Origin of the sequence: Peribacillus frigoritolerans (genome assembly GCF_040250305.1) — a bacterium.
In the GTDB taxonomy this organism is placed as follows: domain Bacteria; phylum Bacillota; class Bacilli; order Bacillales; family DSM-1321; genus Peribacillus.
In genome coordinates, this window is the sequence record NZ_CP158190.1 from 2753949 (window position 1) to 2778987 (window position 25039).

Consider the following 25039-nt stretch of genomic DNA (forward strand, 5'->3'; position numbering starts at 1 on the left):
TCCTCGGCTAAAAACATCATGATTATATACTTCTCCAATTAAGACTTGAACCCTTTAAAATGGAAAGAATTCTTGACACAATCTAACAATTATCTACAAAAAGGTATGTGATTCTGTCTTACCAAATAAATATAACCCCAGCAACCTGTGATGGGTTTTAAGATTAGAAATAGGTTTCTTATTTTAAATAGTAAGAAGATCCAGTTTGTTTTTTTAATAAATCCAGTTGATTTCATAAATTCGCCTCCTTTCCACTACCTGTCTGCTGAACCTCCTCGACGCATTCGTCTGTGGGGTCTCAGCTAGCCAGTTGAGCAGGGATGTCGCATATTTCTTCAATCTAATGAGGGTTTCATTCTAAAAACATTAAGGATAAACAAGTCTTTCTATAAAATCATGGTTTGTTTTCAGACCTTACGGAACATACAGATACATTGGCCAAATTTATGTTAAAGTATTTTCAATTTCAATGCTTTTTAACATTTGCCGTAACGCTCCAAGATGATGAGCCGAGTGGGCAATGGTCGCATTGACATTTGTCGGCCATTTTCCTATATAGAAATTTCAAAAAAAGCCCAATTTCTCAGTATTAAAATTGAGAAATTGGGCTTTTTGTTACTCGATAAAAGCACCCTATAATGGAATAACACTTTATTTTTATTAGGTAGTTTTGTTGAAGATCATTACTTTTTTTCTTATCGAATATACTAATCCTTTAATCCCTTTCCATTGAGAATATTCTGCATGCATTTTTCAACTCTTGACTCTCGAGTTTTGGATTGTTTTGGTTGAGAAAAATGAAGAATGTATGCTCTTTGCCGTCCCGGGGTCAATGCTTCAAATGCAGTTTTCAAGGCAGGGATTTCATCGAATTTGTTTTGAAGCTCTTCAGGAATTATGAATTCTGTCTTTTTAAAATTCACTTCCAAACCGGCTTTTTCAACTTCAATGGCTTCATGAATATAGGCTTTCAGAATGGATTCCGTTGCAACTATTTCTTGAAGATTGGTGAACCGAATCTGGCGCGCCCCCTGTACATTCTCCGTTTGTTGGATTAGAATCCCATGGGTATCCTTTAACAAGGCACCTTTGTGAAACAGAAGCGCACAATATTCTTTAAATCCATGTATTAAAACGATGTTTTTTTTCTCAAACGTAAAACAAGGATGCATCCACTTAAATTCTTCGGTCAGCTCACAGTCAAGAACGATATTTCTCAGCGTCTCATATTCTTCCTTCCACTTTGTAGCTTTACTTAAAAATTCATCAACCTTAGGATTCATACTATTTGTCATCACGGAACACTCCTCTTTCCGAGCAGTTTGCTTTTCTTATACGTTAGCTAAAAACTAAAAAACTTACATTTCCTCTAACAATTTATTAAGATCTTCGCCCATTTTCGCCCAACCATATTTCGCACCATTGAACGCTTGATCTTCTTTTTCAAATCCTGATTGTTCAAGATGTAAATAGGTTGTTCCATCCTCGTGCTTTAATGTCCATGTGACTGTAGTATTTATCCCGCCACCTACCCAAGTGTAAGATAACCTATAAGGCTCCTCAACTTCAAGAACTTCGGAATCGATAACTAAATTCCACTGTTCATTCCGGAACTGAAATTTATGTCCGAGGACAGGTTTAATATCATTAGCCATTACCCACTTCGCAAGAGTATTTGCATCCGTTAAGGAGTACCATACCTTCTCGATTGGGCTCTTAAAATTAAATTCTTGTGATACTGTTAAATTCATCTTTTGTTCCTCCTCTAATATTTGGTTTAAAAGTAGCATTCTTTCACTCCAGAATTTCCTGTAAAACGATACCCAATCCTCAATTTCCCTCAACGGGGCAGCATTCAGCCGATAACGCGTTTCCCTGCCGACCTTTCTGCTGATTACGAGACGAGCCTCTTTAAGGATTGCCAAATGCTTCGAAACCGCAGTTCGACCCATTTCAAAATGAACGGTCAACTCATTGAGTGGCAATTCTTCCACGTCCGCCAACAAACGTAGCAATTTACGTCTTGTTGGGTCAGCGATGGCCACATAAATATCACGCTCTTGATTTTGATTTTGCTCGTTCAAAATCACCCCCCCTTTATTGGACACCAATTAGTGTCTTTTATTATATGACACCAATTGGTGTCCTGTCAATTTTATTATTGACATCAAGGTATTTGTTTTATTCGCCTATCATCAAGTATATTGGTTCCTTCTTTAATAGTTGTTGAATCGAATAGGCTTCAAACTTATTAAATCCTTTTACAACTAAATTTCCCTGTTTGATAAACTACATTTCTTCACAAACTATCGCTTTTACATAAATGACCAGCTAATAGCCGCTTTGTTGCAAAAGATCACAAACGAAAACGGGCATCCTAAAAAATTTCGTAATCTTGGAATTGAGCAGCGATATATCCTCATTGATAAGCAAAGTGGAAAGAATTTAACCGGTCCTCAATATCAGGCAATGCTCTTAATCATTTGCGGAGGCGGAGATTTATTATTACTTGATTCACTAGCATAGGATAGAGATTATGCTGGTATCAATCGAGAATGGAAGTATATTACCCGAGATCCGAACGCAGATATTGTGGTACTAGAAAAAGAGACACTTTTGATAGGAAGAAATCCAGAGGGTGGGTGATAGCGGCAAATTAATGGAGGACCAAATTTTAACTCTGCTTTTATATGTTGCTGAGTAGGAACGTATAAAAATTAGCAACGACAGGCTTAAGGAATTGAAGTGGCAAAAGTAAAGACGTGAGATTGGGAAGACGTAAGTCTGAAATTAATAGACTTCATTCAAAAGGAATCAACGATCAGATTTTACAAACCCACAAATAAAAAGATCCAAGATTTTGCATCATATATAATAGTGAAAAAAATGAAGGATAATCAAGTTGTTTTAAAAATGAGGTAAAAATCCCCCTCGATAAAATCATGAGAGGGGTTGGGGATGAGTCCACTCCATTAGGTCGAGAAACTCACTGAAAAGCACCTGTTTTTTTTCATTTAAAAAACATTCAAGTTAATTGGAGAAGGTATACGAGACTCCTGTGGGGAGAGCGCGTACAGGGAGACCCTTTACGCGCAGGCGGAGTGCCCTCGGAAAGCGAGTGCCATACGTTCCAATCATTTTACAAACCCTCAATATGTTTCAAGGCTTTTTATCATTTGCCGTAACGCTCCAAGATGATAAGCCGAGTGGGCAATGGTCGCATTTACATTTGTAAGCCATTTTCCTAAATCGATTGTATCGATTTCTGCGAAAAGAGATACATATTCTTTATGTAATTCCTCTCTGATTTCAGCCCATTTCACCTCATCAACAGTAGCAATGGTCCAGCTTGCTTCCCAATCTTTTTCAAAGTCTGTGCCACTGATCATTGTTCGGATCACCCATAAATAATACCGTATGTGGTCTGAGTGAGCCGCAATTGTCGATCCGTTTATGAAATGTGAAGCATCTTCTGCGGTTAAATCATCAAGAGTACCAAAAATCCCTGTATTCGGTTTTGATTCAGTATAATAGCTCCCTTCATTTCCCGGTCCTTCAAACGTTTCTTTCAAAAGCATTTTTATGGAACTTGCCAACGTCTCGCTCATCTCAAATCCCCCCAATTAATTTAATCGACTTCATTACTTTATAATACAATAAGACAAACCATTAATCCTTTTTATTTTGTTAAATTAATCCAAAAATATCGCAAGTTTAAAGAATTACTCACTAAACTGGCATAAGGTAAGGGCTTCCTTTAACAGTTAACAACCTTATATGGTATTGACGCTGCTCTTAACATTGTAAATAAAATAAAAACACCTTAAAAAGGCCATTCCTTAAATAAACAGGAACGGCCTTCAGTTTGTAGACAAAAGGAGTTCGGAATTAAAAATTCAAAGAGAAGTCAATGGCAGCCTCAATTATACGAACCAAATGGTTCGCTGGCACCAGTCGATCTAAAGTAATCATTTCCTGTTGACTCGCTGAATAGAATCATGATTAGAAAGTATCCTCATCACCTCAAGTTTTTTGTAATTCTATTTTAAAACAATGAAGAATATAGGCAAATGGGTTCTATCTTAAAGGTAAAACAAAGTTGATTGGAGCGGGTGTGCGAGACTCCTGCGGGAGAAGCGAGTCCAGGGGAGACCCCGCAGGCGCAAGAGCGCCGAGGAGGCTCCCGGACCGCCCGCGGAAAGCGAGTGCCTGGAGAGGATATCAACGTTCAAATTGTACAAACCGTAAAAAAACTGTAGACAAACTCGATTTTTATCTAGTTTGTCTACAGTTTGAAGGCCATTCCTTAAATAAACAGGAACGGCCTTAATTATTTATTTAAAAAGTTTGAAAAGTATAGAATGCTAAAACTAAAGTTTTAGTAGCTTTTCAAACGCTCTTCCAGGGACACAATTCTAAACTTTAACTCTTGATTCGAGTCTAAGCCCCCTATTACAATTTGATTATCTTCCGTAATGGTGACATATCTGAAGGTTTCTTCTCCGTGAATCTTGATTTTTGTCTCCAATGTCGTTTCCATTTTTGCAAAAACTTGATCTGTGTATGTAAGCGGAAGAAGATCATCTAAACCTTCTTCGGGGCTGCCGAGCCACTTAAACATGAAATCTTTCAATGAATATTGTTCAATCATCGATAAATGATCTTTAAAAATTAATTTGTCAATTGTTATCTCTTTCAACTTAACCACTCCTCAATAGTATCTAAAGTTTATATGGATAAACTCCTAACATCAAGGGCATTACAATGACAAACCATTACATTTTGATTACTTGCTTACTAAATAAACCCTTCCCTTCCGTAAAATGGAGTTCTCTAACCTTGAAAACAGATTTTAGGTTTTATTTTTTCTTAAGAATACCCTTGGATTAACATGAGAGGGATTATTTTCTGTGATTTGCACGTTTTGGTATAGATGATTATCCATGAACCGAGGATGTTCATTTCAGTCAAAACAGCCCCATTTACATAGGAAAATGGAGGCTGTTTTTCTTATATGGATGTAAAACAACTTTCTGTTAAATGATAGTCCCTTAAATTACACATTATAATTCTTTTTTTCCTTTAACACCATTTATTGAATAGCTGATTTTGATGTCGGCATTTAATGAGTGATATACTGAACAGTACGTATTTTTGGATAATTGAATCGCACGGACCACTTTATCTTCAGGCAGATCACCCTCCAAAAAATAGTGAATATGAAAATCGGTAAACCGTTTAGGGTGATTTTCAGATCGTGCCCCTTCTATTTCTATTTGAAAAGCCTTTGTTTCAAATCGCATTTTTTTTAATATCATTACAATATCAATACCTGTGCACCCAGCAAGAGAATGTAAAAGTAACTCCGTGGGTCTGGCTCCGCTATTTTTTCCTCCTACTTCTTCGGCAGCATCCATCTTAATTTCATGTCCCGACGGAGTTGTGCCAGAAAAGGCCATTTCCCCTGTCCATGTAATCATTGTCTTCATATATTTCAATTCCTCCCTTTCTTGATGTTTTGTTCTAAAAATAGTCCGTATTTCTATTTAATGTAAATGCAGATCATTTAAGTATTAAAAAAATATTTCCGCAATGGGGTCAGAACGCAAATATACAGTGCACTTAACTTCTGGATTTTTTTGATGACTTTCCATAGCTTATATTCTTCCCACAAGTCCTGCTTAGTTAGTCATACTGTAAAATTTGAACGTTGATTACCTCTTCAGGCTTTAAAACATGATCTCAGAAATCCGCTCCCTTTCCACTGACTGTATGCCATGCCACTTCAAAGTAAGCGTCTGTGGGTCTCGGCTAGCCTGTTTTATTCGGCAGGAGTGTCGCAAATTTCTTAAATCTATTCAGGGTTTCATGCATATAAAGAAGTAAAAAAACCAGAAGGATATTAAGTTTACCTTTAGAAACATGGTTGTGAGAGCATTCCGAACCTCCTTTTGTCGACAAAATGGTTTCTATCTAAATTTTAATCTTAGCCCTATATATCCATCTACCATGAAGTTTTATAGTTTCCTTCTCCATTCAAAGGAGTTTTATAACTATTATTTTCCCTATCTTGCCAAATGATATTGCCATTTTCATCTTTCAGGACGAACTTGAATTCATAAAATCGATCTGCAGCTAAACGAAATGTTCCACTCCAGCTGCCTTCTGTGCTTTGAGTAAGTTTATATTCATAATCCTCAGGATTCCACCTGCCGATTTCCCCTCTATCCCCAATTAAGTAAACTCCCTGTGTGGCAGGTACATTTTCAACTGTGAATGTAACTGGAATCGACTTGCCTTCCAATTTATCAGCCATCATCTTGAATTCATTTGTTGGATTTCCTTCATCGTCGAATAAATAAGACATCCTTAGCAAGGTAAATCCCTCAAAACCATGGTTAAAAACCATTTCTGCTATATTGTCAAAGCCCGCTTCATTGTTGATCAGCGGGAGTGCATTTTCCCCGTTTAATGAAATTCCTTTTTCATTAGCCAAAGAGGCAATATGGGTCACCAACGTCTTAGGAGCGCTATAGGATGGGGCAGTATGTGCGTCTTGATCTCCCATTTCCAAACAGGTGAATGTGAGGGCCATATTCGATTTCTTAAATTGATTCAGTAATTGGGAGTAGTTATAATACCCGGCACTATACTCTGCAGAATGCGGCAGTACTGGATCATTCATTTTCCAATGGACTCCTGAGATTTTAGCTCCAATTGGAACGCCAAAGACTTCATCGAAATGTTTATGGGCAAATTTAGAGATTTTTGCAAGATGCTTTTCGAGTGCTCCTTGATACCACTGCATAAAGTCGTATCCAAATTGAGTGTCGATTGCTCCGCCCCTGGTGAAAAATTCATCCCCATTTCCTGGCGGCTGAATCTCATTCCAGTTTTTATACGTTTTGCCCCAAGCAGCATTTAATTTTTTTATCGTTGAATATTTTTCTCTCATGGTAAGTCTGAAATCACGTTTCGCTCCTTCTGTATAAGCTTGGAGCTGTCCTCTTTCAGGATAATCCCAGCCATCAGCATTTTGATAGGAGGGATATCTTAGTTCCCCAGCTGGTCCTGCACTTAAATATATTTTAGCTATTAAATCCTTCTTATCAGCAAAGTTCTTTGCAAAGGATTTATACAATTCGTTGTATTGATCGGCTGTACCTTCCCACCAAGGAGCAAGTACTTCCTTATTCCAGAAACCACTTTCACTCTTGAATGCCATGTTTTCAGAAGTGTCTTTATTCCAGAGCCAACTCGGGATGGGATAGTTGCAATCATCCCCCACATTACCGCCGCATTGGTGCGTAGACAAAATGGGCACCCATTTTAAACCGGAAGCTTTCACGGTTTCCGCATATTTTTTATAATAGGACCAATCAAACTGATTATCTTTTTTACTCTCGACCAATCCCCACCAGATATCTGTCGTAATTGCATATACTCCATTTTCCTTCAACTGGGTCAGCTCTGCTTTAAATGCCTCCCAATCTGTTATTTCACCCAATGGGGCCATCACATAAAGCTTGTAATCTGGTTGTACTTCTGCTATTCCAGGTGTATTTGATAAAGGAACAAAATACAGCATAAAGGTAAAAACGCCAACAGATAATTTGTTCATGAAACGCCAACCTTTCCCCTATAACTTTATTTGTTTAAATTTCGGTTCATCACCGAAACCGCTTACATTTTTTGTTTTTTAGTCATTCCTTTACTAGAATTATATTTGTTATGGAAATATTTATCAATTATTTCATCGGAGGAATTTAGTTCAAAAATCGACAAAGAAAAAATGGATAGTCTAAGAGACTATCCAGAGCAGCTGGTTATAAAACTATATAAACATTATCATCTTCTATTTCAACATGGAATGTCTTTACACAACCATTATCAGGTTTTTGGACTTCTCCATTCTTGACACTGATTTTCCAGTCATGCATCGGGCAAAATACGTGATCACCACTCACAATGCCTTCCACCAGAACCCCACCTTTGTGTGGGCAACGATTTTCAATAGCCCGGAATTCACCATTTGCTAAATGAAAAAGAGCAATTTCATGAGAGCCTATGGTTACTGTTTTCCCTAGGTTTTTTGGCATCTCATTTACTGTTGAAACCTTTATCTTTTGAAGCGTTTTCCCCATTTAGGCTGCCCCCATATTCATTTATTTGATATAGCTGGAATTTTCACTTTTTGAAATAAACCGGTTTTGATCGCATTGCTCTCAATGATTTCTTTCCACGGTTCTTGTAATACTGATAAGGCCTCATCCAAGTGTTGATTAAGCTCCATTCTTTTTTGCTTATCACCAATAATCGCCTTAATGGTATCGAACCCTACACGCTCAACCCAGACAGATGTTCTTTCTAAATAATTGGCAGTCTCTCGATAATGTTGGATGTATGCACCCGTAATTTCAATTACCTCATCACTAGTTTTCACTTTGCATAATAATTCAGCAGCTCTTAAATGGGTTCCGCCGTTGCCGCCAATATAAATTTCCCATGCACCGTCCACTCCGACAACACCAAGATCTTTGATGCCGGATTCAGCACAATTACGAGGACATGCCGACACAGCCATCTTAACCTTATGCGGTGTGCCTACACGTTCAAATTTCTTCTCCAGGGCAATGCCCAGCCCAATTGAATCTTGGGTGCCAAAGCGGCAAAAGTTTTCACCGACGCATGTTTTCACAGTTCGAAGGGTTTTTCCATAAGCATATCCAGAAGGCATATCCAGGTCAGCCCATACTTTTGGAAGGTCTTCTTTTTCAACGCCGAACATATCTATTCTTTGCCCGCCTGTAACCTTAAGTAACTTAACATTATACTTATCGGCAACATTTGCTATTTTCCGTAATTGATCAGGATTAGTGACGCCGCCATACATTCTTGGCACAACGGAAAATGTACCATCCTTTTGAATATTTGCATGAAGTCTTTCATTGACATAGCGGGATTCTTTTTCATCTTCATAGTCAACAGGATGGATCATGCCTAAGTAATAGTTCAGTGCCGGTTTACACTTCGAGCAACCATCACTTGTATTCCAGCCAAGAACATTCATGACTTCTCGAGTATGGGTCAGATTTTTTTCGCGTATTTCAGAAACAACCTCATCTCTGGATAATGTGGTGCACGTGCATATGGATTCCTTCTGGTTTGACTTACTGAATTCAGCGCCTAATGTCAGCTCTAGAATATCACCGACTAATGGCTTACACCCTCCGCATGATCTCGAAGCACTTGTGCAGCCTTTTACTTCCTCAATACTTGTTAACCCATTAGATTCGATAGCCGTCACAATATCGCCCTTGGTTACACCATTACAACCACAGATGATTTCTTCATTTAACATCGAAGTGACAAGGCTAACACTGGGTTCACTTGTTCCAGCATTTAAATACTCCGAAACGTCGGCATTTTTATTGATCATGCTCAATAGGTTATTGCTTTCCTTTGTATCCCCGAATAATACGGCACCAGAAATTTTCCCATTTCGAATCATTACTTTTTTGTAAGTGCCATTCCATTCATTAAATTCCTTGATTGATTTAGCTTGTTCATCCTCGAAAATTTCTCCAGCCGAAAATACATCAACACCAGATATTTTTAACTTAGTGGACAGCACTGAACCCTCGTAAGCTTTGTCTATCAACCCGCAAATCCTTTTGGCCAATACTTTGCCCTGTTCATATAGGGGAGCAACCAAACCATATACCATTTCACGGTGTTCCGCACATTCACCAACCGCAAAAATATTCGGGATTCTTGTCTCCATATAATCGTTCACGATAATTCCTCGATTGACAGGGATGCCGCAATTTTGGGCCATTGCAACATTTGGCTTAATCCCAACTGCCATGACCACTAAATCGGCGCTGATTTCCTCGCCATCACTAAAGCGTAATCCTTTGACATCAAATTCACCTAAAACCTCCTGGGTCTGTTTCCCAAGATAAAAATTCATTCCCTGACTTTCAAGTTCCCTTTGCAGCATTTTTCCTGCTGTTGGATCTAACTGCCTATCCATCAAATATTCAGAAAGGTGAATTACATCTACCTGCATACCTAGATTCAAAAGCCCCCTTGCTGCTTCAAGACCCAGCAATCCTCCACCAATGACTGCAGCCTTTTTATTGTTTTTGGAATATTCGATCATTTTTTCACAATCTTCAATATTTCGAAAGGCAGTCACTCCTTTTTTATCAGCCCCCTTTATCGGTAGAATGAATGGGATTGATCCGGTAGCTAAAATTAATCGATCATATGCGACTTCACGATTTGCATCTGAATATATGATTTGCTTAGTGGTGTCGATGTTCGTGACTGTTTCACCTGAAAAAAGTGTAATATTGTTTTCTTTGTACCAATTCCAATCATTTATTGTAATATCATCTATCGTCGTAGCCCCTTGCAATACATTCGATAGTTGGATTCGATCATAATTCGGATGCGGCTCACTTCCGAAGACAGTCACCTCAAACTTTTCCGGTTGAATTTTCAAAATTTCTTCTATACATCTTACTCCAGCCATACCATTCCCAATGAGTGCCAATTTCTGCTTAGCCATGTTTTGTCCTCCAATAAGATTTTTTTGAAAGGATGATATGATTGATTATAGGTGACGTCACTTTTTAATGCCATAAGTGTGTTATAAAATCTTACATAGTTTTTTAAAATTAATAATTAATGTTAGTTTTTATTACAAATATTCAGAAAATTAGGATATAATATCCTTATTGATTCAGCATAAATCCAAAATGAGGTGATTTTCATCGTCCAGCAAAAAGAATCTTATTTAGACAGAAAAGTAATTTCCATAGGGGTTGTCAGAGAATTAACCGGACTATCCGATAGACAAATCCGGTACTATGAAGAAAGAAAACTCGTTTTCCCCGAAAGATCTAAGGGGGGGAACCGTAAATACTCTTTTTCCGACGTCAAGGCATTAGTGGAAATTGCCGATAAAATAGAGGATGGAGTGCAAACCAATGAAATTAGGCAGGAAAAATTAAAAGAAAACAGAAAAATTGAACAGGAAAAAATGCGAAAAAAAATGCTGCAGGGCCAATTAAATGCACACTTCGGATTACGTAATTGATTTTCGCTAAGCAACCGCAATTATTAGCCGATTCACTTGTCCATATTTCATACTTCGATTAGCCAGGTAACAAATTCACCTTACATCTATAAAATAGCTGTTAACATTGTTAAACTGGACATGATGACTTTCATGTCCAGTTTTCCTTTTGCATTACAGTATAAGTATTCTAGCTAATCATTCCTTTTCTAAGCGAAATCCTTATCTTTTGACTTCTCTGAAAACCATGATAATTTCTTGGATAAATTCACCACTTCTCCTATTACGATCATGGCGGGATTGGCAACCTGCTCTCTTGTAACGATCCCCACTATTGAATCAAATGTTCCTGTAAAAGTTCGTTGAAAACCGGTCGTTCCTTGTTCAATGACAGCAATGGCAGTTTCAGGCTTCTTTCCGCAGGAACGTAATTGTTTACAGATATATGGAAGGTTTTTAATCCCCATATAAATAGCAATTGTGTCAACACCATGTGCCAAATGATGCCAGTTGATGTTATCAGGTTTGCCGGTCACGCAGTGTCCTGTGACAATTGCGAAGGAACTCCCCCATTCCCTGTGAGTCACGGGAATTCCAGCATAAGCTGGCGCAGCGATTCCAGATGTGATTCCAGGGACTATTTCAAATTGAATTCCGTGCTTTGCTAGCACTTCTGCTTCCTCGCCCCCTCGACCAAAGATGAAAGGATCTCCCCCTTTTAGACGAACAATCGTTTTTCTCTCCATTGATTTACTTATTAACAATTGATGAATGTCCTCTTGAGGGACACAATGTAGACCAGGCGCTTTACCGCAATAAATGTATTCAGCTTCAGGTTTACTGTACAAAAACAATTCACGATTTACCAATCGATCGTACAAGATGACATCCGCTTCCGCGATGCATTTGATTGCCTTGACAGTAATTAAGTCCGGATCACCAGGACCGGCACCAACAATATAGACCTTACCTTTTTCCATCCTTGATCCCCTTTTGTTGTTTAGTCATGATTAGATTATGGTTGAACCAAAAAAAATTATGGTGAATGGGAAGAAAAACTCCCCTTAATGAGACGTTAACTCGAATATAGGATGTACTTTTACAGCACTGACTTTAAATCCAGGCATTTTGCATGTCGGGTCTAAATCCTGTGAAACGAGGAGATTGACATTTTGGGAGTCTGCCCAATGAAAAGGAACGAATATAGTATCATGGCGAATGGTTGCTGACCATTTGCTCCTTATAACAATACTTCCCCGCCTTGATTCGATTTTCACCAAAGTATTGTCTGGAATATGATATTTCTTGGCTGTTTCCGGATGAATTTCCATATATGATTCAAAATTTCTTGCGGCTAATGATGAGCTTTTTCTCGTTTGTACTCCTGTTAAATAATGTGACATAATTCGTCCTGTTGTTAAATAAAGTGGAAAATCATTACATGGCTGTTCTTTTGGAACAAGAGGCACATTATTAACCACAACCATGGCCGCCTTTCCATCCGGGTGGGCAAAAGACGTTTCAAATAACCTTTTTGTCCCTTTATGGTCAATGGTTGGGCATGGCCACAATATGCCTCCTTCTTTTCTTAATCGATCATACGTTATACCATAATAATCAGCGGTCCCCCCGCGGCTTGCCACTCTTAATTCTTCGAAAATCTCATTCGCAGATTGAAAGGGAAAATGCTCTTCTTTTCCAAGAGCTTTTGCTATATCACAAATGATTTGCCAATCATGCTTCACTTCCCCAGGGGATGAAAAACTGGCTTCCCGCAGCGTTACCCGTCCTTCTAAATTCGTCATCGTTCCCTCATCCTCTAAATAAGACGAAGTAGGTAAAATCAAATCAGCCAATCTAGCAGTTTCAGAAACGAACATATCTACTGCGACTAGAAACTTTAATTTTTTCAAAGCCTTTTTGACAAAGTTAGCATTGGGATTCGAAACAATTGGATTGGAACACATTAAAAACATGCCGGTAATTTCACCTTCATTTATCTTCTCTATCATTTCGTATGCCGATACACCTTTACGCGGCAAATCAGCCTCTTCAATACCCCATATTCTTGCAATATGTAATCTATGTTCCTCATTTTCAATCATGCGATACCCCGGCAACTGGTCTGCCTTTTGGCCATGCTCTCTTGCTCCCTGTCCATTCCCCTGCCCAGTGATAGCTCCATAGCCCGAATTCACTTTTCCGATTTTCCCTGTAACAATAAGAATATTAAGAAAATTACGGACGGCCGCTGAACCATCTGTTTGCTGCTCAACTCCCCTTGCTGTAAAAATCATTCCTGATTCTTCTTTCCCGAACATTGCAGCCGCTTTTTGAATTTGGTCGCTAGGCACCCCTGTCATTTCTGCAATTTCCTCCAACTTTAAAGATGCAACATACTCTTTAACTTCGTTGTAGCCATTTGCACGTTCCCGGATAAATGCTTCATCAGTAAAATCCTCTTCAATGATCACTTTCAATAATCCGTTTGCCAAGGCGGCATCCATCCCTGGTTTTACTTTTAGATGTAAGTCGGCCATTTTCGTTGTTGCTGTTTCCCGTGGATCTACAGCAATGATATATGCCCCATTTTGTTTCGCTTTCTCAAAGTAAGGCATGATTGTCGGCTGGCATTCCGCAATATTTGTGCCCGCCAAGATAATGCACTTTGTGAACGGAATCTCTGATAAGCTGTTGGTAAGGCCCCTGTCCATACCAAATGTTTGGCTGGCTGCCGAAGCAGCTGCGGACATGCACAAACGGCCATTATAATCTATATACTTTGTTTTTAAAGCTACTCTTGCAAATTTCCCAAGCAAATATGCTTCTTCATTTGAAATGGATGCACTCCCATAAACAGATAATGCATTTACACCATCTTCCGCTTGAATTTTAGTGAAATTCTCCTTAATGTGGCTTAATGCTTCCTCCCATGATATTCGAATAAATTCCCCATTTTTTTTAAGTAATGGGTATTTAATTCGATCTTTATGCAAAGCATGTTGGTGTGCATTCATTCCTTTAATGCATAAGCGCCCCTCTGAGGTTGGATTATCTTTTCCGATCGTCATATACTTTTTTCTTGTCACGATTGTTTGTTCCAGCAGCTGCATCTTACATTGCATACTGCAAAATGGACATTGTGTTTCATATCGTTTTTCTGATTGGACCTCTTGTTGCTTCGTGCGGAAATACTTTAATAATAATTCGGTCAAGGCTCCTCACCCTTTACTCATTGATTTCTTATGTTACAAACATTTATCCGTTTATCTAAAGGTATTTCCTCTTAGTTCATTCTCTGATCTACGCCATTTCCAATCGTTGAGACAGTTGCTGACTAAGTTCATTATCAAACAAAACTTCTCTAACATGAATTAAACCCACTCGTTCCATCCATTGCCAAGTCCGTTCTAAGTAATTGGCTGTTTCACGATAATATTGAATAAAACCGATGATGATTTCAATCGCTTCATCATTTGTCCCGGCTACACATAACAGTTCACCGGCACGAACATTACGCCCGCTGCTTCCGCCCACATATATTTCCCAGCCCCTGTCAACGCCCATAACACCTATATCTTTCGTTGTTGATCCTGCACCGTTATGCATACAAGCAGATATGCCCATCTTAATACGATAAGGTGTTGATACATGCTCCAATCTTTTTTCCAAATCTACAGCAAGTAAAAAGGATTGCTGTTTATCACAAGAACAAACATGCTCACCGATACATGTTTTGACGTTTTGAACGGCGTTACCATATTTCGAACTTAACGGCATGTCTAAATCAGCCCACACACCTGGAAGGTCTTCTTTTTTCACACCCATTAAATGAATCCTTTGTTCACTTGTTACCGCTACCTGAGATATATCATATTTATCTGCAACATTTGCAATTTTTCGCAAGTCCTTCGCATTCGTCATCCCGCCGTACATTTGCGGGATAACAGAGTATCGATTATCACTTTGAACTGTTGCATTCTTTTTTTCATTAATGAAGAGGGTTTGCTGTCTGATCTCGTATTCTGGATGAATCATCCCTAAATAATAGCTAAGGGCCGGCCGGCATGTTGAACAACCTCCTGTATTTTCCCATCCAAGAATATCCATCGCTTCTTGGACGGATGTTAAATCCTGGAGCTGCATTTTATACACGACTTCATCTTCCGTTAATGTCGTACACGAGCAAAACGCAGTTTGTTTCTCATCATGAGTAGAAAGATTACTTTGAATATAGGTCAAAAGCTCGGTAACTGCCGGCTTACATCCACCGCAAGAACCGGAAGCCTTTGTGCATTGTTTAACTTGTTCCACAGTTGTTAATCCCTTTTTTTGAACCGCTTCAATGATTGCCCCTTTTGAAACAGCATTACAATTGCAAATGATTTCATGGTTTGCCATCGAAGCGATTATTCCCTCACCCGTACTTGGTGATTGGAACAGTGCACGCTTTTCCTCTGACGATACTTCTTTCCGCTTTAAAATCATTTCGAGTAATCGTGAACTGATGTTTGTATCTCCATAAAGAACAGCACCTATGATTTTTCTTCCTTGAAAAACCACCTTTTTATAAACACCATCTAATTCATCAATAGTTGTGATTGATTTCGATGTTTCATCACCAAGGAAATCTCCAACAGAGAATAACTCAACTCCTGATATTTTCAACTGGGTCGCCAGGACCGAACCTTGGTATCCGTTGCATTTCATCTCACAAATATGCTTTGCCAGCACTTCACCTTGTTCATATAGAGGTTTCACCAGTCCATAAACAATACCTTGATGTTCAGCGCATTCACCAACCGCATAAATATTTGGGATGCTGGTTTCTAAATAGTCGTTTACAATAATGGCACGATTTGTATCAATTCCGCTTTCTTTGGCCAACTGAATATTCGGTCTGACTCCCACAGCCATAACGACCAAATCTGCTTCCAGCTCCGTTCCATCTTTAAAACGGACGCACTCTACACGTTCGTTGCCGATTATCTCCTGAGTTTTCTTTTTTAAAAGAAAGTTCATTCCTTGGTTTTCCAACTCTTTTTGCAGCAAAAGTGATGCCTTTGAATCCAGCTGCCTTTCCATTAAATGGTCAGCAATATGAACGACATGCACTTCCATCCCAAGGTTTAACAGCCCTCTCGCTGCTTCTAAACCTAATAAACCGCCTCCGATGACGACTGCCTTTTTATGTTTGTGTGAAGTTTCAATCATCTTTTGGCAATCTTCAATCGTCCGAAATGCAATGACGCCCTCTTTATCAACACCGGTAACAGGAAGAATAAATGGGACAGAACCTGTGGCAATTATCAGCTTATCGTAGTAAACTTCCCGTTCTTTGTCCGTTTTTATCTTCCGGGTCTCATTATCAATTTTTACAACCGTTTCCCCTGTGAACAATTGGATATTATTCTTCGTATACCAGTTTCGATCATTTATCGTAATATCTTCAAAAGAAGTGTTGCCTTGGAGCACAGTCGACAATAAGATTCGGTTATAGTTGACGTGTGGTTCACTGCCGAAAATAGTAATCTCGAAAGCAGCCGGATCATTCCTGATAATTGACTCAACACAGCGTAATCCCGCCATTCCGTTCCCGATAAGGACCAGTTTTTGTTTAAACATTTTATCCCCCCAAACAAGTACTGTAACAAGCCGATGTAATTAGTTAACAAAGTTCTAAATCTTAACTGAATTCTTTCCGAGTACCCACGTTTTTCTCCATGAAAGCTGAGCTAGACCCAGGATAAGCAACGCCACGATTCCAACTGCGGAAAATACTAAAAATCCTGTAGAATATGTGCCAGTAATCTGTTTTAACGTTCCTAGTATGTTTGGAACCAAGAATCCGCCAACACCTCCGGCAGCTCCTACAATTCCTGTGATAAAACCAATTTCTTTAGAAAATCGCTGTGGAACTAACTGAAAGACAGCCCCGTTGCCCATACCGAGAAATAGCATTCCGATGAACAGCAGGATCGTAACGACAGTAAGGGAATAAAGAAAACTAATCCCAAACATGCATAATGTGAGTCCAATAAACAAAAACATAAGCAGCTTAACTCCACCTATTTTATCGGCAATAAATCCTCCGACAGGACGAAAGAAGCTTCCGGCGATGACACATAATGTAACAAATTCGCCAGCCCTTATTCGTGTTAACCCATACTCATCAACAAAAAAGATACTTAAAAAGCTAGTAAACCCGACAAACCCTCCAAAAGTCACACTGTAAAGAATACAGAAATACCACGTATCCGTTATTTTAAATACATTGAAATATTCATTGAGTGGTTTTGCAGGCGGTTGAGATGGTGCGTCTTTTGCGATTAAAATATAAATGACAAATACAATGGTTAAAGGAATCAAAGCTAATCCCATAACATTATGCCAGCCAAGAGACTCTGCAATACGCGGTCCAAACAATGTCGCAAAAAGAGTTCCGCTGTTACCGGCTCCCGCAATGCCCATCGCTAGACCCTGCAAATGCGGGGGGTACCAGCGGCTAGCCATAGGAAGTGCTGCAGCAAAACTTGCACCTGCCACTCCGAGCAAAATCCCAATTAAATAAAGCTCGGCTAAACTTTCGCCGAATAACCAACCCCAAAAAAGCGGTATCATCGTAACAAGCATCCCGCCGATCGCTGTTTTCCGCGGTCCGATGCGATCAGTCAATAAACCAAGGACGATTCGAAAAAACGAGCCTCCTAAAATCGGAATAGCTACTATCATGCCTTTTTCAGCTGGGGAAAGTCCGAAATCCTTGGTAATATAGACACCAAGTGCACCCAATAATACCCAAATCATAAAACTGATATCAAAATAAAGGAATGAAGCTAATAATGACGGAGCATGACCGCTTTTTTTCAATTCAGATATTTTCACTTTTCATCTCTCCAATACTTTATTAATTGAATATTCGTTTATTTTACTCTTATAAAAGCAAGATTTCTTTGTTTATGTCAGAAAACATTACACACTTTTTTTGTAAGTTATAAAATGTGAATACTTTGAAGTCGTTATTGGTCAAAATTTGATAATTTCATTTCTTTTTTCTTATATAAATTGAATGATAATGTGGTTTACTTAGGTGAGGTATAGTCCCAAGCTTGTTTAACTTTTCAGTTATGGCAGGAGATATACCAAGAATACCTCCAATAACTTTTCGAAATATCTCCATACAAAAAAAGAGAAGCCTAATGCTTAAGCTTCTCTTCCAGACTGTAGATAAACACGACTATAATAACTGAGTTTGTTTACAGTTGTAATATTTGTCCGTTAATTTCCACTCCAGGCACGCACTTTTCCCGCAGGAGTCTCGAACACCCGCTCCAATCATGTTTTAACATCAAGATAAAACTCCTTTTGCCTCCAGTCTTTTTTGTTTAAAATAGAAGAAATAAAACTTGAGGTGATATCTATTCAGCGAGATTAACTTTAAATGATGATTGCATCTTCATTAGAAGGCGGGTTCTTCCCACAGCACGAAACAAGGACCTTTTTCATATGATGTGTTATGAGCGGCATGAGATTTAATAATCTGATTATATCCGGAGAAAGGTTGGGTGCAATAATATGAAGCAATATCCATTTCATAACATCCCATTTCAAAATCTTCAGAAAAAAGACATGTCATTTGAAGAGGTATTCGTTCATATTGTTGAGTTCATGAAATTAAACCCTTCCGGTAACTATCGATTAATGGTCGGTACAGATTCGCAAGTACATAAAAAACATACTGTTTTCATCACAGGCATCGTGATACGGCAGGTCGGAAAAGGTGTATGGGGTTGTATAAGAAAAGTGATGATTCCTAGAAGGATGCTGCATTTACATGAACGTATTTCCCAAGAATTGTCGTTAACAGAGGAAATTGTATCACTGTTTACGGAAGAAAGAAAAAATCAATTAATTGATATTGTCCTGCCTGCTGTATACCAAGGGGCAACGTTCACAATGGAAGGGCATATTGATATCGGGATTGGAAAGCGGAACAAAACAAGTGAATTTGTAAAAGAAATGGTAGCCAGGATGGAATCAATGGGCGTGGAACCGAAAATTAAACCCAATGCTTTCGTCGCTTCTAGTTATGCCAACCGGTATACAAAACAAGAGTAAATGTCTTTAGAAAATGTAATAAGCCAAAGCAACCTACACTGGATTTGTTATAGGGCTGTGAAAATAAATCAAAACGGTACATAGAATTATTGTACGGTATTTGAAAATAGCAAAAAACCGGCCTCAGACCGAGACCGGCTTCAACATTTAAAGATATAAGCCGCCATTGCCGTATTCAGTAAGAAAGTTTTAAACCACCACTCCTCAAAGTGGGTGTTTGCAGAAATAATCCTGTTGTCCAAGTCAGTGACGAGGCATAACATTCCTGTTTCAATATAAAACTCCCTATTACAGCTTAAAGGTTAAAACTTTATTATCATTACGAACAGTGCAGCTTGTATTGTTATAATACCTGAATTCCTCATATGTTACAATGTTAATAATCACCATATTAATAACCTATGGCTGACTAAGGGAATGGACGTCGTATTAGCCCTTTATAATAGCATTCGTTAAAATCAAACTATTGATCAAAATAACCGATAAAATCCGCTTCGTCTTTATTTTGCAGATATAATACCGTTTCTTTGTCAGAAATAGTAGGCAGTCCGAAATTTTGTTCATACTTCTCAATTCCTTTTCCTGTAATGATAATCCAATCCCCTTCCTTTCCAGCTTGTATCGCCTCCTGGATAGCTAGTGTCCTATCTGGAATAACCTTCCCATTTCCAGCAGAGTAATCGCGTTGCAGTTTATTTAGTGACGATTCCATCCCCTCCATTCCCTCCGAATTCAGATCATCCATCGTCAAAATCGAAACATCACTATGTTCAGATGATACTTTAACCATTTCAGCCCTTTTGGTTGTATCTCGTCCACCCCGGAAACCAAAGATATGATAAATCTTTTTGGCCCCGCATTCTTTGGCAGTTTGAAGCATGTGATGTATGGCATCTGCAGTATGTGCATAATCGATGACGATTGTCGGCCCATATTCTTTCTTATACATTTCAAACCTTCCAGGCACACCGGAAAATTGTTTCAATGAAGTGAGAATGTCCTCTCTTGAAATTGGAAACATCTTCGCTACGGAATAGGCAGCAGTTGCGTTATATAAATTATGAAGTCCAGGTATAGGTAACTCAATTTTCACAAAGTCATGATTCTCATTCAATAAAATAAAGGGGTTTGTTGCAGTATTATAATTTGTGATGGTTAAATCGCAGCGATGGGATTTTCCAAATACAAAGGCACTGACATTCTTTTCCCGTAAGTATTCTTGTAGTTTTTCTCCCCAGAAATCATCTCCATTGATGATAGCAAGACCATTAGGTTTCAATTTTTCAAAAAGAAGTAATTTTGCCAGGAAATAATCCTCCATCGTACCGTGGAAGTCGAGATGGTCATGATACAAATTCGTGAAGACACAGAAATCAAATTCAATTCCTTCTAAACGATATTGAGCTAATCCATGTGAAGACACTTCCATTATGACAACCATGTCCCCACTTGCAGCCAGTAAGGAATTCAACTCCATGCTACCTGGAGTCGTATTATGGGAATCGACTTTGTTTCCATTGATAATATGCTGTATCGTACCAATGACGGAACAGGTTACCCCATTTTCTTTCAATATTTGCTGAAGCATATAACTCGTTGTGGTTTTTCCATTTGTACCCGTAATTCCGATCATTATTTTTTGCTTGCTTGGATCCCCATAAAACCTTTTGGCGATTAGCCCTAATGCTTTACGGCTGTTCTCCACTCGTAAATAAGGAACTTCCAACCCCTTAATATCGCGATCGCCAATCACAGCTGATGCCCCTAAACGAATTGCATCTTTAATGTAGTTATGGCCATCTGACTTATATCCGGTTACGGCAACAAAAAGGTATCCCTTTTTTATTTCTTTAGAGTTATCGGTTACACCTGTGATGGATATATGTTCAACGTTCTTCGGCAAATCCCAGTTTATCGCTTCTTTCAATATGTCTTTAAGGATCATTAACTTTTCTCCTTTTTCATTTAAGCTATTCACCTAACTTTTTTGAAAATGAAATGCATAAGTTCCAACAAGCCATTTTTAGTATTTACCAGTACTCTAAAAATAATTGTCAATCCAGAATTTGTTAGTTGAACAGTAAAAAGAAAAGCAGCCAATAAGGCTGCTTTTCTTGGCTATTGCTGTATAGAGGTGTGGGCACACCGCAGTATACTTACGATTGGATTTCCAGTGGTTTTGATTCGGCCTTTTGATTGTACAATGGCAAAATGAAAAACATCCCTAGAATAAAAAAGAAAGCGGCGGTTTCAAATATGGCGACGAGTGAAAATTGCTCTTTCAGCACGCCTGCCGCACTCATGGTCAAAACCATCGATCCAGTGAATAATGGGCTCAAGATTCCATTGACCCTTCCGATGAACTCGCCTTCGGTTCTCTGTAATATCAATGTATTGATCCCGATTTGGATACAAGGCAGCATTAGTCCATTAAAGAACTCGGCAGTAAGTGTAATCCAAAGATTTGTTGAAAGCCCCATTACCGCTAATCCTATGGCATTCACAAGCATTCCGAAAGCTAATAATCTCTGAGGTGCCACTTTTTTAGCAAAAATCATCACCCCAGCTCCGCCTAAAATCATACCAAACCCATTCACCATAAATAACCATTGCAGATTTTCCTTAGGAAGTTCCAGTTGTTCGGTAACAAGGAATATAGAAAGCGGCTGAATGAAACCCAGTCCAAGCCCGGCTGCCAGAAAACATAAACCAAGCAAACTTAGTTCTTTTTTTCGCAACACATAGCTCACTCCGCTTTTCATTTCCTGCCATAACGTTGTTTTTGCTGTCTCTTCATTCAGTTTACGATCTTTTGGAAGAAAGGCAAGTGCTCCAGCTGAAAGTAAAAACGCCAGACCAGTAATCGCAATAGAGATGTTTATCCCAAATGATTGGAAGGCAAATGTACCGAGAATCGGACCTAAAACCATAAATACTGCGAAGACGGTCTGATAAACAGACATCCCTGTCTGAATTTGACTTTCAGGCAAATGCATCTTAAATAGCTTCATGCCTGATGGCTGAGAAAATTGAGAAAGTATCGCCGAAATCAAAGTAGCGAAGAATACCATTTTCCAACTGCCAAAGATAAGCGAGATTAGCACAGCAAATACGGATATTGCACTTAATATATCACACCAAACCATCGTTTTTTTCGGACTCCAACGGTCCGCAAACGTCCCTCCAATGAATGAAAAAATAAAGATGGGAGCGAATTCCGCTACTGATATCATGGAAATGGCAAAAGCATCCCCGTTTGTCTTTTCCATGACGAATAACAAAACTGCAAAATTCCGTACCCATATCCCTATTTGTAAAAACAAGCCTGAAAAGATAATGGCCCGGAATACACGATTTTTAAAAATGTTAGGTTCTTTATTACTTAATGTTACGGACGTGTTTTTTTCCATATAAAAACCTCCTGTGAGATTTCTGGACAGGAGGCAGTACAATACAAAATTAACAAAACAAAAGATCCCAAATGGACGGAACACAATGATCTTTGTTTGTATTTTAGTACAGACTAATCCTATCCAGAAAAAAGTTCGTATTTAGCACGCATTTTTTCTTAAGAATAGGATTAAATGATCATTGTTTAAAGGTCACCCTTCCATTTTATGCTAATTTGATAATAATCTATTCAATCTTATAAATCAAGGTAAAATTTAAAAATAAAACCATTTTCCAGAAAAGTTTGTTCAATTTCCCGCATAAAAAATAGGCTTCCTTTAAAAGAAAGCCACAGACTGGAGACAAACCCAAAAAAAGCGAGTTTCACTCCAGATTTTTAACATTCGAATACTTTCTTTAAAAGAAGCCGTTTAATATCCTTAAGTTCCCGAGCACTGTCACTAATTTCGATCCTTTCTTACACTCACCATCATTAGTTCATGATAATTCCTGGAATACCTCAGGCATTGCGTTTCTTCTTTTCAGTTCTCCAATATACGTTCTTGATTAGGATTGCCCTGTAAAAGCAAATGGGAAGATGGCATTAGAATTTGATGCTCATGTAGAGCAGTCATCATTTCAAACCTTACGCTTCTCGATGTTTCAAAGTAATCATCAGGTTTCACAAGGCCGACTATGCATAGTTCATATCCAACATATTTAAGATTCGGATTTAAATCCGTAATGCCGATGTATCTAAAATCCTCTTCAGGTGTACCATCTTCTAGCCTTAGAAGGCTTTCACCATACTTATCATTACAGATAATACATATATCCTCCAACAGCCGTTTTACCTTTTCAGGATTTTCTTGGTAACTTACTGTAATGCGTTCAATGATCCGCATTCTCCCTTTATTAAAATTTTGAATCGTCCTGATTTCACTGTGTGGGATGGTCAGCAATTTCCCTGACCATTCCCTGATCTGCATGAACCGGATACCTATTTCTTCTATTGTCCCAGAGCTTGTCCCATTGAATGTAACGAAATTCCCCACCCGGAATTCATTATCTGAAAGCCTTACAAATCCCAATAAGATATCCTTAAGCATTTGCTGAGCGGCAAAACCGATCACGACCCCTAAAATACCAGCTCCAGCTAAGATTCCTTTTAGGTCTATAAACTGTCCAATCAAATATATAAGGAAAAGCCCGGAAATACCGTACCTAAGAGAAGAACGAGTAACCCCCTGTATTGTTTTTTCGACTTCTTCGTCGAAAAAATTGGATCTTCTAAAGAACCATTCAACCAGTTTATTCAAAATATAATAAACCGCCAATAACAGTAAAGCCAATATGAAAAGCCTCAATAATAAAAATTCTTCCCAGTAATCCATAGCAAGCTCAGAAAATTTCAAGATATTCATGTTTTCACCTCCATTTTCACGTTTATTCAGAATCGATTAAAATCCAGTCATCATCCTTTCCTATTATCCCTTTATCAAGGATAAGTCTCGTTTTAAGGCGATAGGATACCCCTCGCTTATAAGGCTCCTTCAATATAGGCAGACAAAAGTTGAAAGGAATTTCGTTGCTTTCTCCTGAATTTATCTCCCTTGTAGATAAAATGGTGCTCGTTTTAAGGATCTCTTCCATTCCCGTAGAATGAGTATCCATGATCAAATCACATTCAATCCTCCTTATTCTTTGCGCAAGAGTACCACCCTTAATCAAAAAATATCCATTTATGCATTCACCAGATTTATACGTATTTTTCGGAAGGATTAAATCTATTTGTGCAGAACCTATCCCTAAAAGTAACAAAGATTTTCTAAGTATCAACTAATACACTCCATTTATATTTATTTGTTTTTCTACTAAACCCACATGTTTATACATTTCCGTAAGGGCTGCATGATCTGGACTACAAAAAAACCTTTACCATTTTGGTAAAGGTTTACTAAAAGAAAATAGACCTTTACCAATAGGTAAGGTCTGGCTAACAACAATATGCTGCCAACAACACCGAGAGCAAGAGCTCCGTAATGACGACATTGTTGTATAAGCTACTCCCCTTTGGAGAATGTATTCAAGTATATAATTTATAATACGGTAGGATTAGAAAGTTTGTCAAACCTTTATATTTTATTTTTTTTAGGAGCTGCCCGGTTAATTCGAGGTCTTTGTACATATCTTGATATTAATGAAAATATAATGAATTAACATGTCCCGTTATTGAAAAAGAATTAACTGCTGGGTTTTAACTAGGCCAGTTCGTGGAATATGAAGTATGTAACAGTAGTGACCTTCTATTTACAACGCCGCTTTCAAAAAGAATAATATGAACAAATTATGTATATTTAATGGAAAACTAAAATTATATTTAAAAATTAACAAGATTTCTCTTTTACTTACGCCAATCATGTTGTAATATAAATGTAACAATTG

Annotated in this window: 18 protein-coding genes and 1 other RNA gene; 2 read left to right on the forward strand and 17 right to left on the reverse strand. The window is 38.4% G+C overall.

Annotated elements, in window-relative coordinates:
- Positions 1 to 707 precede the first annotated feature (707 nt).
- From ABOA58_RS13580 to nirB (ABOA58_RS13615), 8 genes are all read right to left on the reverse strand, one after another.
- Complete coding sequence (locus tag ABOA58_RS13580) at positions 708 to 1295, reverse strand: YdeI/OmpD-associated family protein (RefSeq protein ID WP_350302727.1); 588 nt, start codon at positions 1293 to 1295, stop codon at positions 708 to 710.
- Positions 1296 to 1358: 63 nt separating this feature from the next.
- On the reverse strand, positions 1359 to 2084 hold the full coding sequence (locus tag ABOA58_RS13585; protein WP_350302728.1) for a metalloregulator ArsR/SmtB family transcription factor: 726 nt from the start codon (positions 2082 to 2084) through the stop codon (positions 1359 to 1361).
- A 1065-nt stretch (positions 2085 to 3149) separates the two neighbouring features.
- Positions 3150 to 3608, reverse strand: a complete 459-nt coding sequence (locus tag ABOA58_RS13590) for a hypothetical protein (RefSeq protein WP_350302729.1) — start codon at positions 3606 to 3608, stop codon at positions 3150 to 3152.
- Between the two features lie 770 nt (positions 3609 to 4378).
- Positions 4379 to 4699 (reverse strand): hypothetical protein, encoded by a 321-nt coding sequence (locus ABOA58_RS13595; RefSeq protein ID WP_350302730.1) that lies wholly within the window; start codon positions 4697 to 4699, stop codon positions 4379 to 4381.
- A gap of 364 nt (positions 4700 to 5063) precedes the next feature.
- Entirely contained in the window at positions 5064 to 5489 is a 426-nt protein-coding gene (locus ABOA58_RS13600; protein WP_350302731.1) for an OsmC family protein, read from the reverse strand.
- 515 nt (positions 5490 to 6004) lie between these two features.
- Positions 6005 to 7621 carry a family 14 glycosylhydrolase gene (locus ABOA58_RS13605; protein ID WP_350302732.1) on the reverse strand — a complete coding sequence of 539 codons (1617 nt, stop codon included), beginning with the start codon at positions 7619 to 7621 and terminating at the stop codon, positions 6005 to 6007.
- Between the two features lie 205 nt (positions 7622 to 7826).
- Complete coding sequence (nirD, locus tag ABOA58_RS13610; RefSeq protein WP_241591630.1) at positions 7827 to 8144, reverse strand: nitrite reductase small subunit NirD; 318 nt, start codon at positions 8142 to 8144, stop codon at positions 7827 to 7829.
- A 17-nt stretch (positions 8145 to 8161) separates the two neighbouring features.
- A complete protein-coding gene (gene nirB / locus ABOA58_RS13615; protein WP_350302733.1) occupies positions 8162 to 10576 on the reverse strand; it encodes a nitrite reductase large subunit NirB in 2415 nt (804 codons plus the stop codon).
- 204 nt (positions 10577 to 10780) lie between these two features.
- Between nirB (ABOA58_RS13615) and ABOA58_RS13620 the strand changes: the two genes are divergently transcribed.
- Positions 10781 to 11107 (forward strand): MerR family transcriptional regulator, encoded by a 327-nt coding sequence (locus ABOA58_RS13620; protein WP_137015855.1) that lies wholly within the window; start codon positions 10781 to 10783, stop codon positions 11105 to 11107.
- 188 nt (positions 11108 to 11295) lie between these two features.
- On the opposite strand, the gene cobA is transcribed toward ABOA58_RS13620, so the two are convergent.
- From cobA to ABOA58_RS13640, 4 genes are all read right to left on the reverse strand, one after another.
- Positions 11296 to 12066, reverse strand: coding sequence for a uroporphyrinogen-III C-methyltransferase (gene cobA, locus ABOA58_RS13625; protein ID WP_350302734.1), 771 nt, complete (start codon positions 12064 to 12066; stop codon positions 11296 to 11298).
- 84 nt (positions 12067 to 12150) lie between these two features.
- Positions 12151 to 14301 (reverse strand): assimilatory nitrate reductase catalytic subunit NasC, encoded by a 2151-nt coding sequence (gene nasC / locus ABOA58_RS13630; RefSeq protein WP_350302735.1) that lies wholly within the window; start codon positions 14299 to 14301, stop codon positions 12151 to 12153.
- An 88-nt stretch (positions 14302 to 14389) separates the two neighbouring features.
- Entirely contained in the window at positions 14390 to 16711 is a 2322-nt protein-coding gene (nirB, locus tag ABOA58_RS13635; protein ID WP_350302736.1) for a nitrite reductase large subunit NirB, read from the reverse strand.
- A gap of 54 nt (positions 16712 to 16765) precedes the next feature.
- Positions 16766 to 17971, reverse strand: a complete 1206-nt coding sequence (locus ABOA58_RS13640) for a nitrate/nitrite transporter (protein ID WP_350302737.1) — start codon at positions 17969 to 17971, stop codon at positions 16766 to 16768.
- 690 nt (positions 17972 to 18661) lie between these two features.
- On the opposite strand from ABOA58_RS13640, the gene ABOA58_RS13645 reads away from it, so the two are divergent.
- Complete coding sequence (locus ABOA58_RS13645) at positions 18662 to 19204, forward strand: ribonuclease H-like YkuK family protein (RefSeq protein ID WP_230175939.1); 543 nt, start codon at positions 18662 to 18664, stop codon at positions 19202 to 19204.
- Positions 19205 to 19357: 153 nt separating this feature from the next.
- Here ABOA58_RS13645 and ssrS read toward each other — a convergent pair.
- From ssrS to ABOA58_RS13670, 5 genes are all read right to left on the reverse strand, one after another.
- Positions 19358 to 19544: non-coding RNA, 6S RNA (gene ssrS, locus ABOA58_RS13650), on the reverse strand.
- Positions 19545 to 19667: 123 nt separating this feature from the next.
- Positions 19668 to 21149 (reverse strand): UDP-N-acetylmuramoyl-L-alanyl-D-glutamate--2,6-diaminopimelate ligase, encoded by a 1482-nt coding sequence (locus tag ABOA58_RS13655; RefSeq protein ID WP_350302738.1) that lies wholly within the window; start codon positions 21147 to 21149, stop codon positions 19668 to 19670.
- Between the two features lie 211 nt (positions 21150 to 21360).
- Positions 21361 to 22614, reverse strand: coding sequence for an MFS transporter (locus ABOA58_RS13660; RefSeq protein ID WP_350302739.1), 1254 nt, complete (start codon positions 22612 to 22614; stop codon positions 21361 to 21363).
- Between the two features lie 522 nt (positions 22615 to 23136).
- A complete protein-coding gene (locus ABOA58_RS13665; protein ID WP_350302740.1) occupies positions 23137 to 24018 on the reverse strand; it encodes a mechanosensitive ion channel family protein in 882 nt (293 codons plus the stop codon).
- A gap of 22 nt (positions 24019 to 24040) precedes the next feature.
- Positions 24041 to 24433 carry a sporulation protein gene (locus ABOA58_RS13670; RefSeq protein ID WP_063594970.1) on the reverse strand — a complete coding sequence of 131 codons (393 nt, stop codon included), beginning with the start codon at positions 24431 to 24433 and terminating at the stop codon, positions 24041 to 24043.
- Positions 24434 to 25039: the final 606 nt, after the last annotated feature.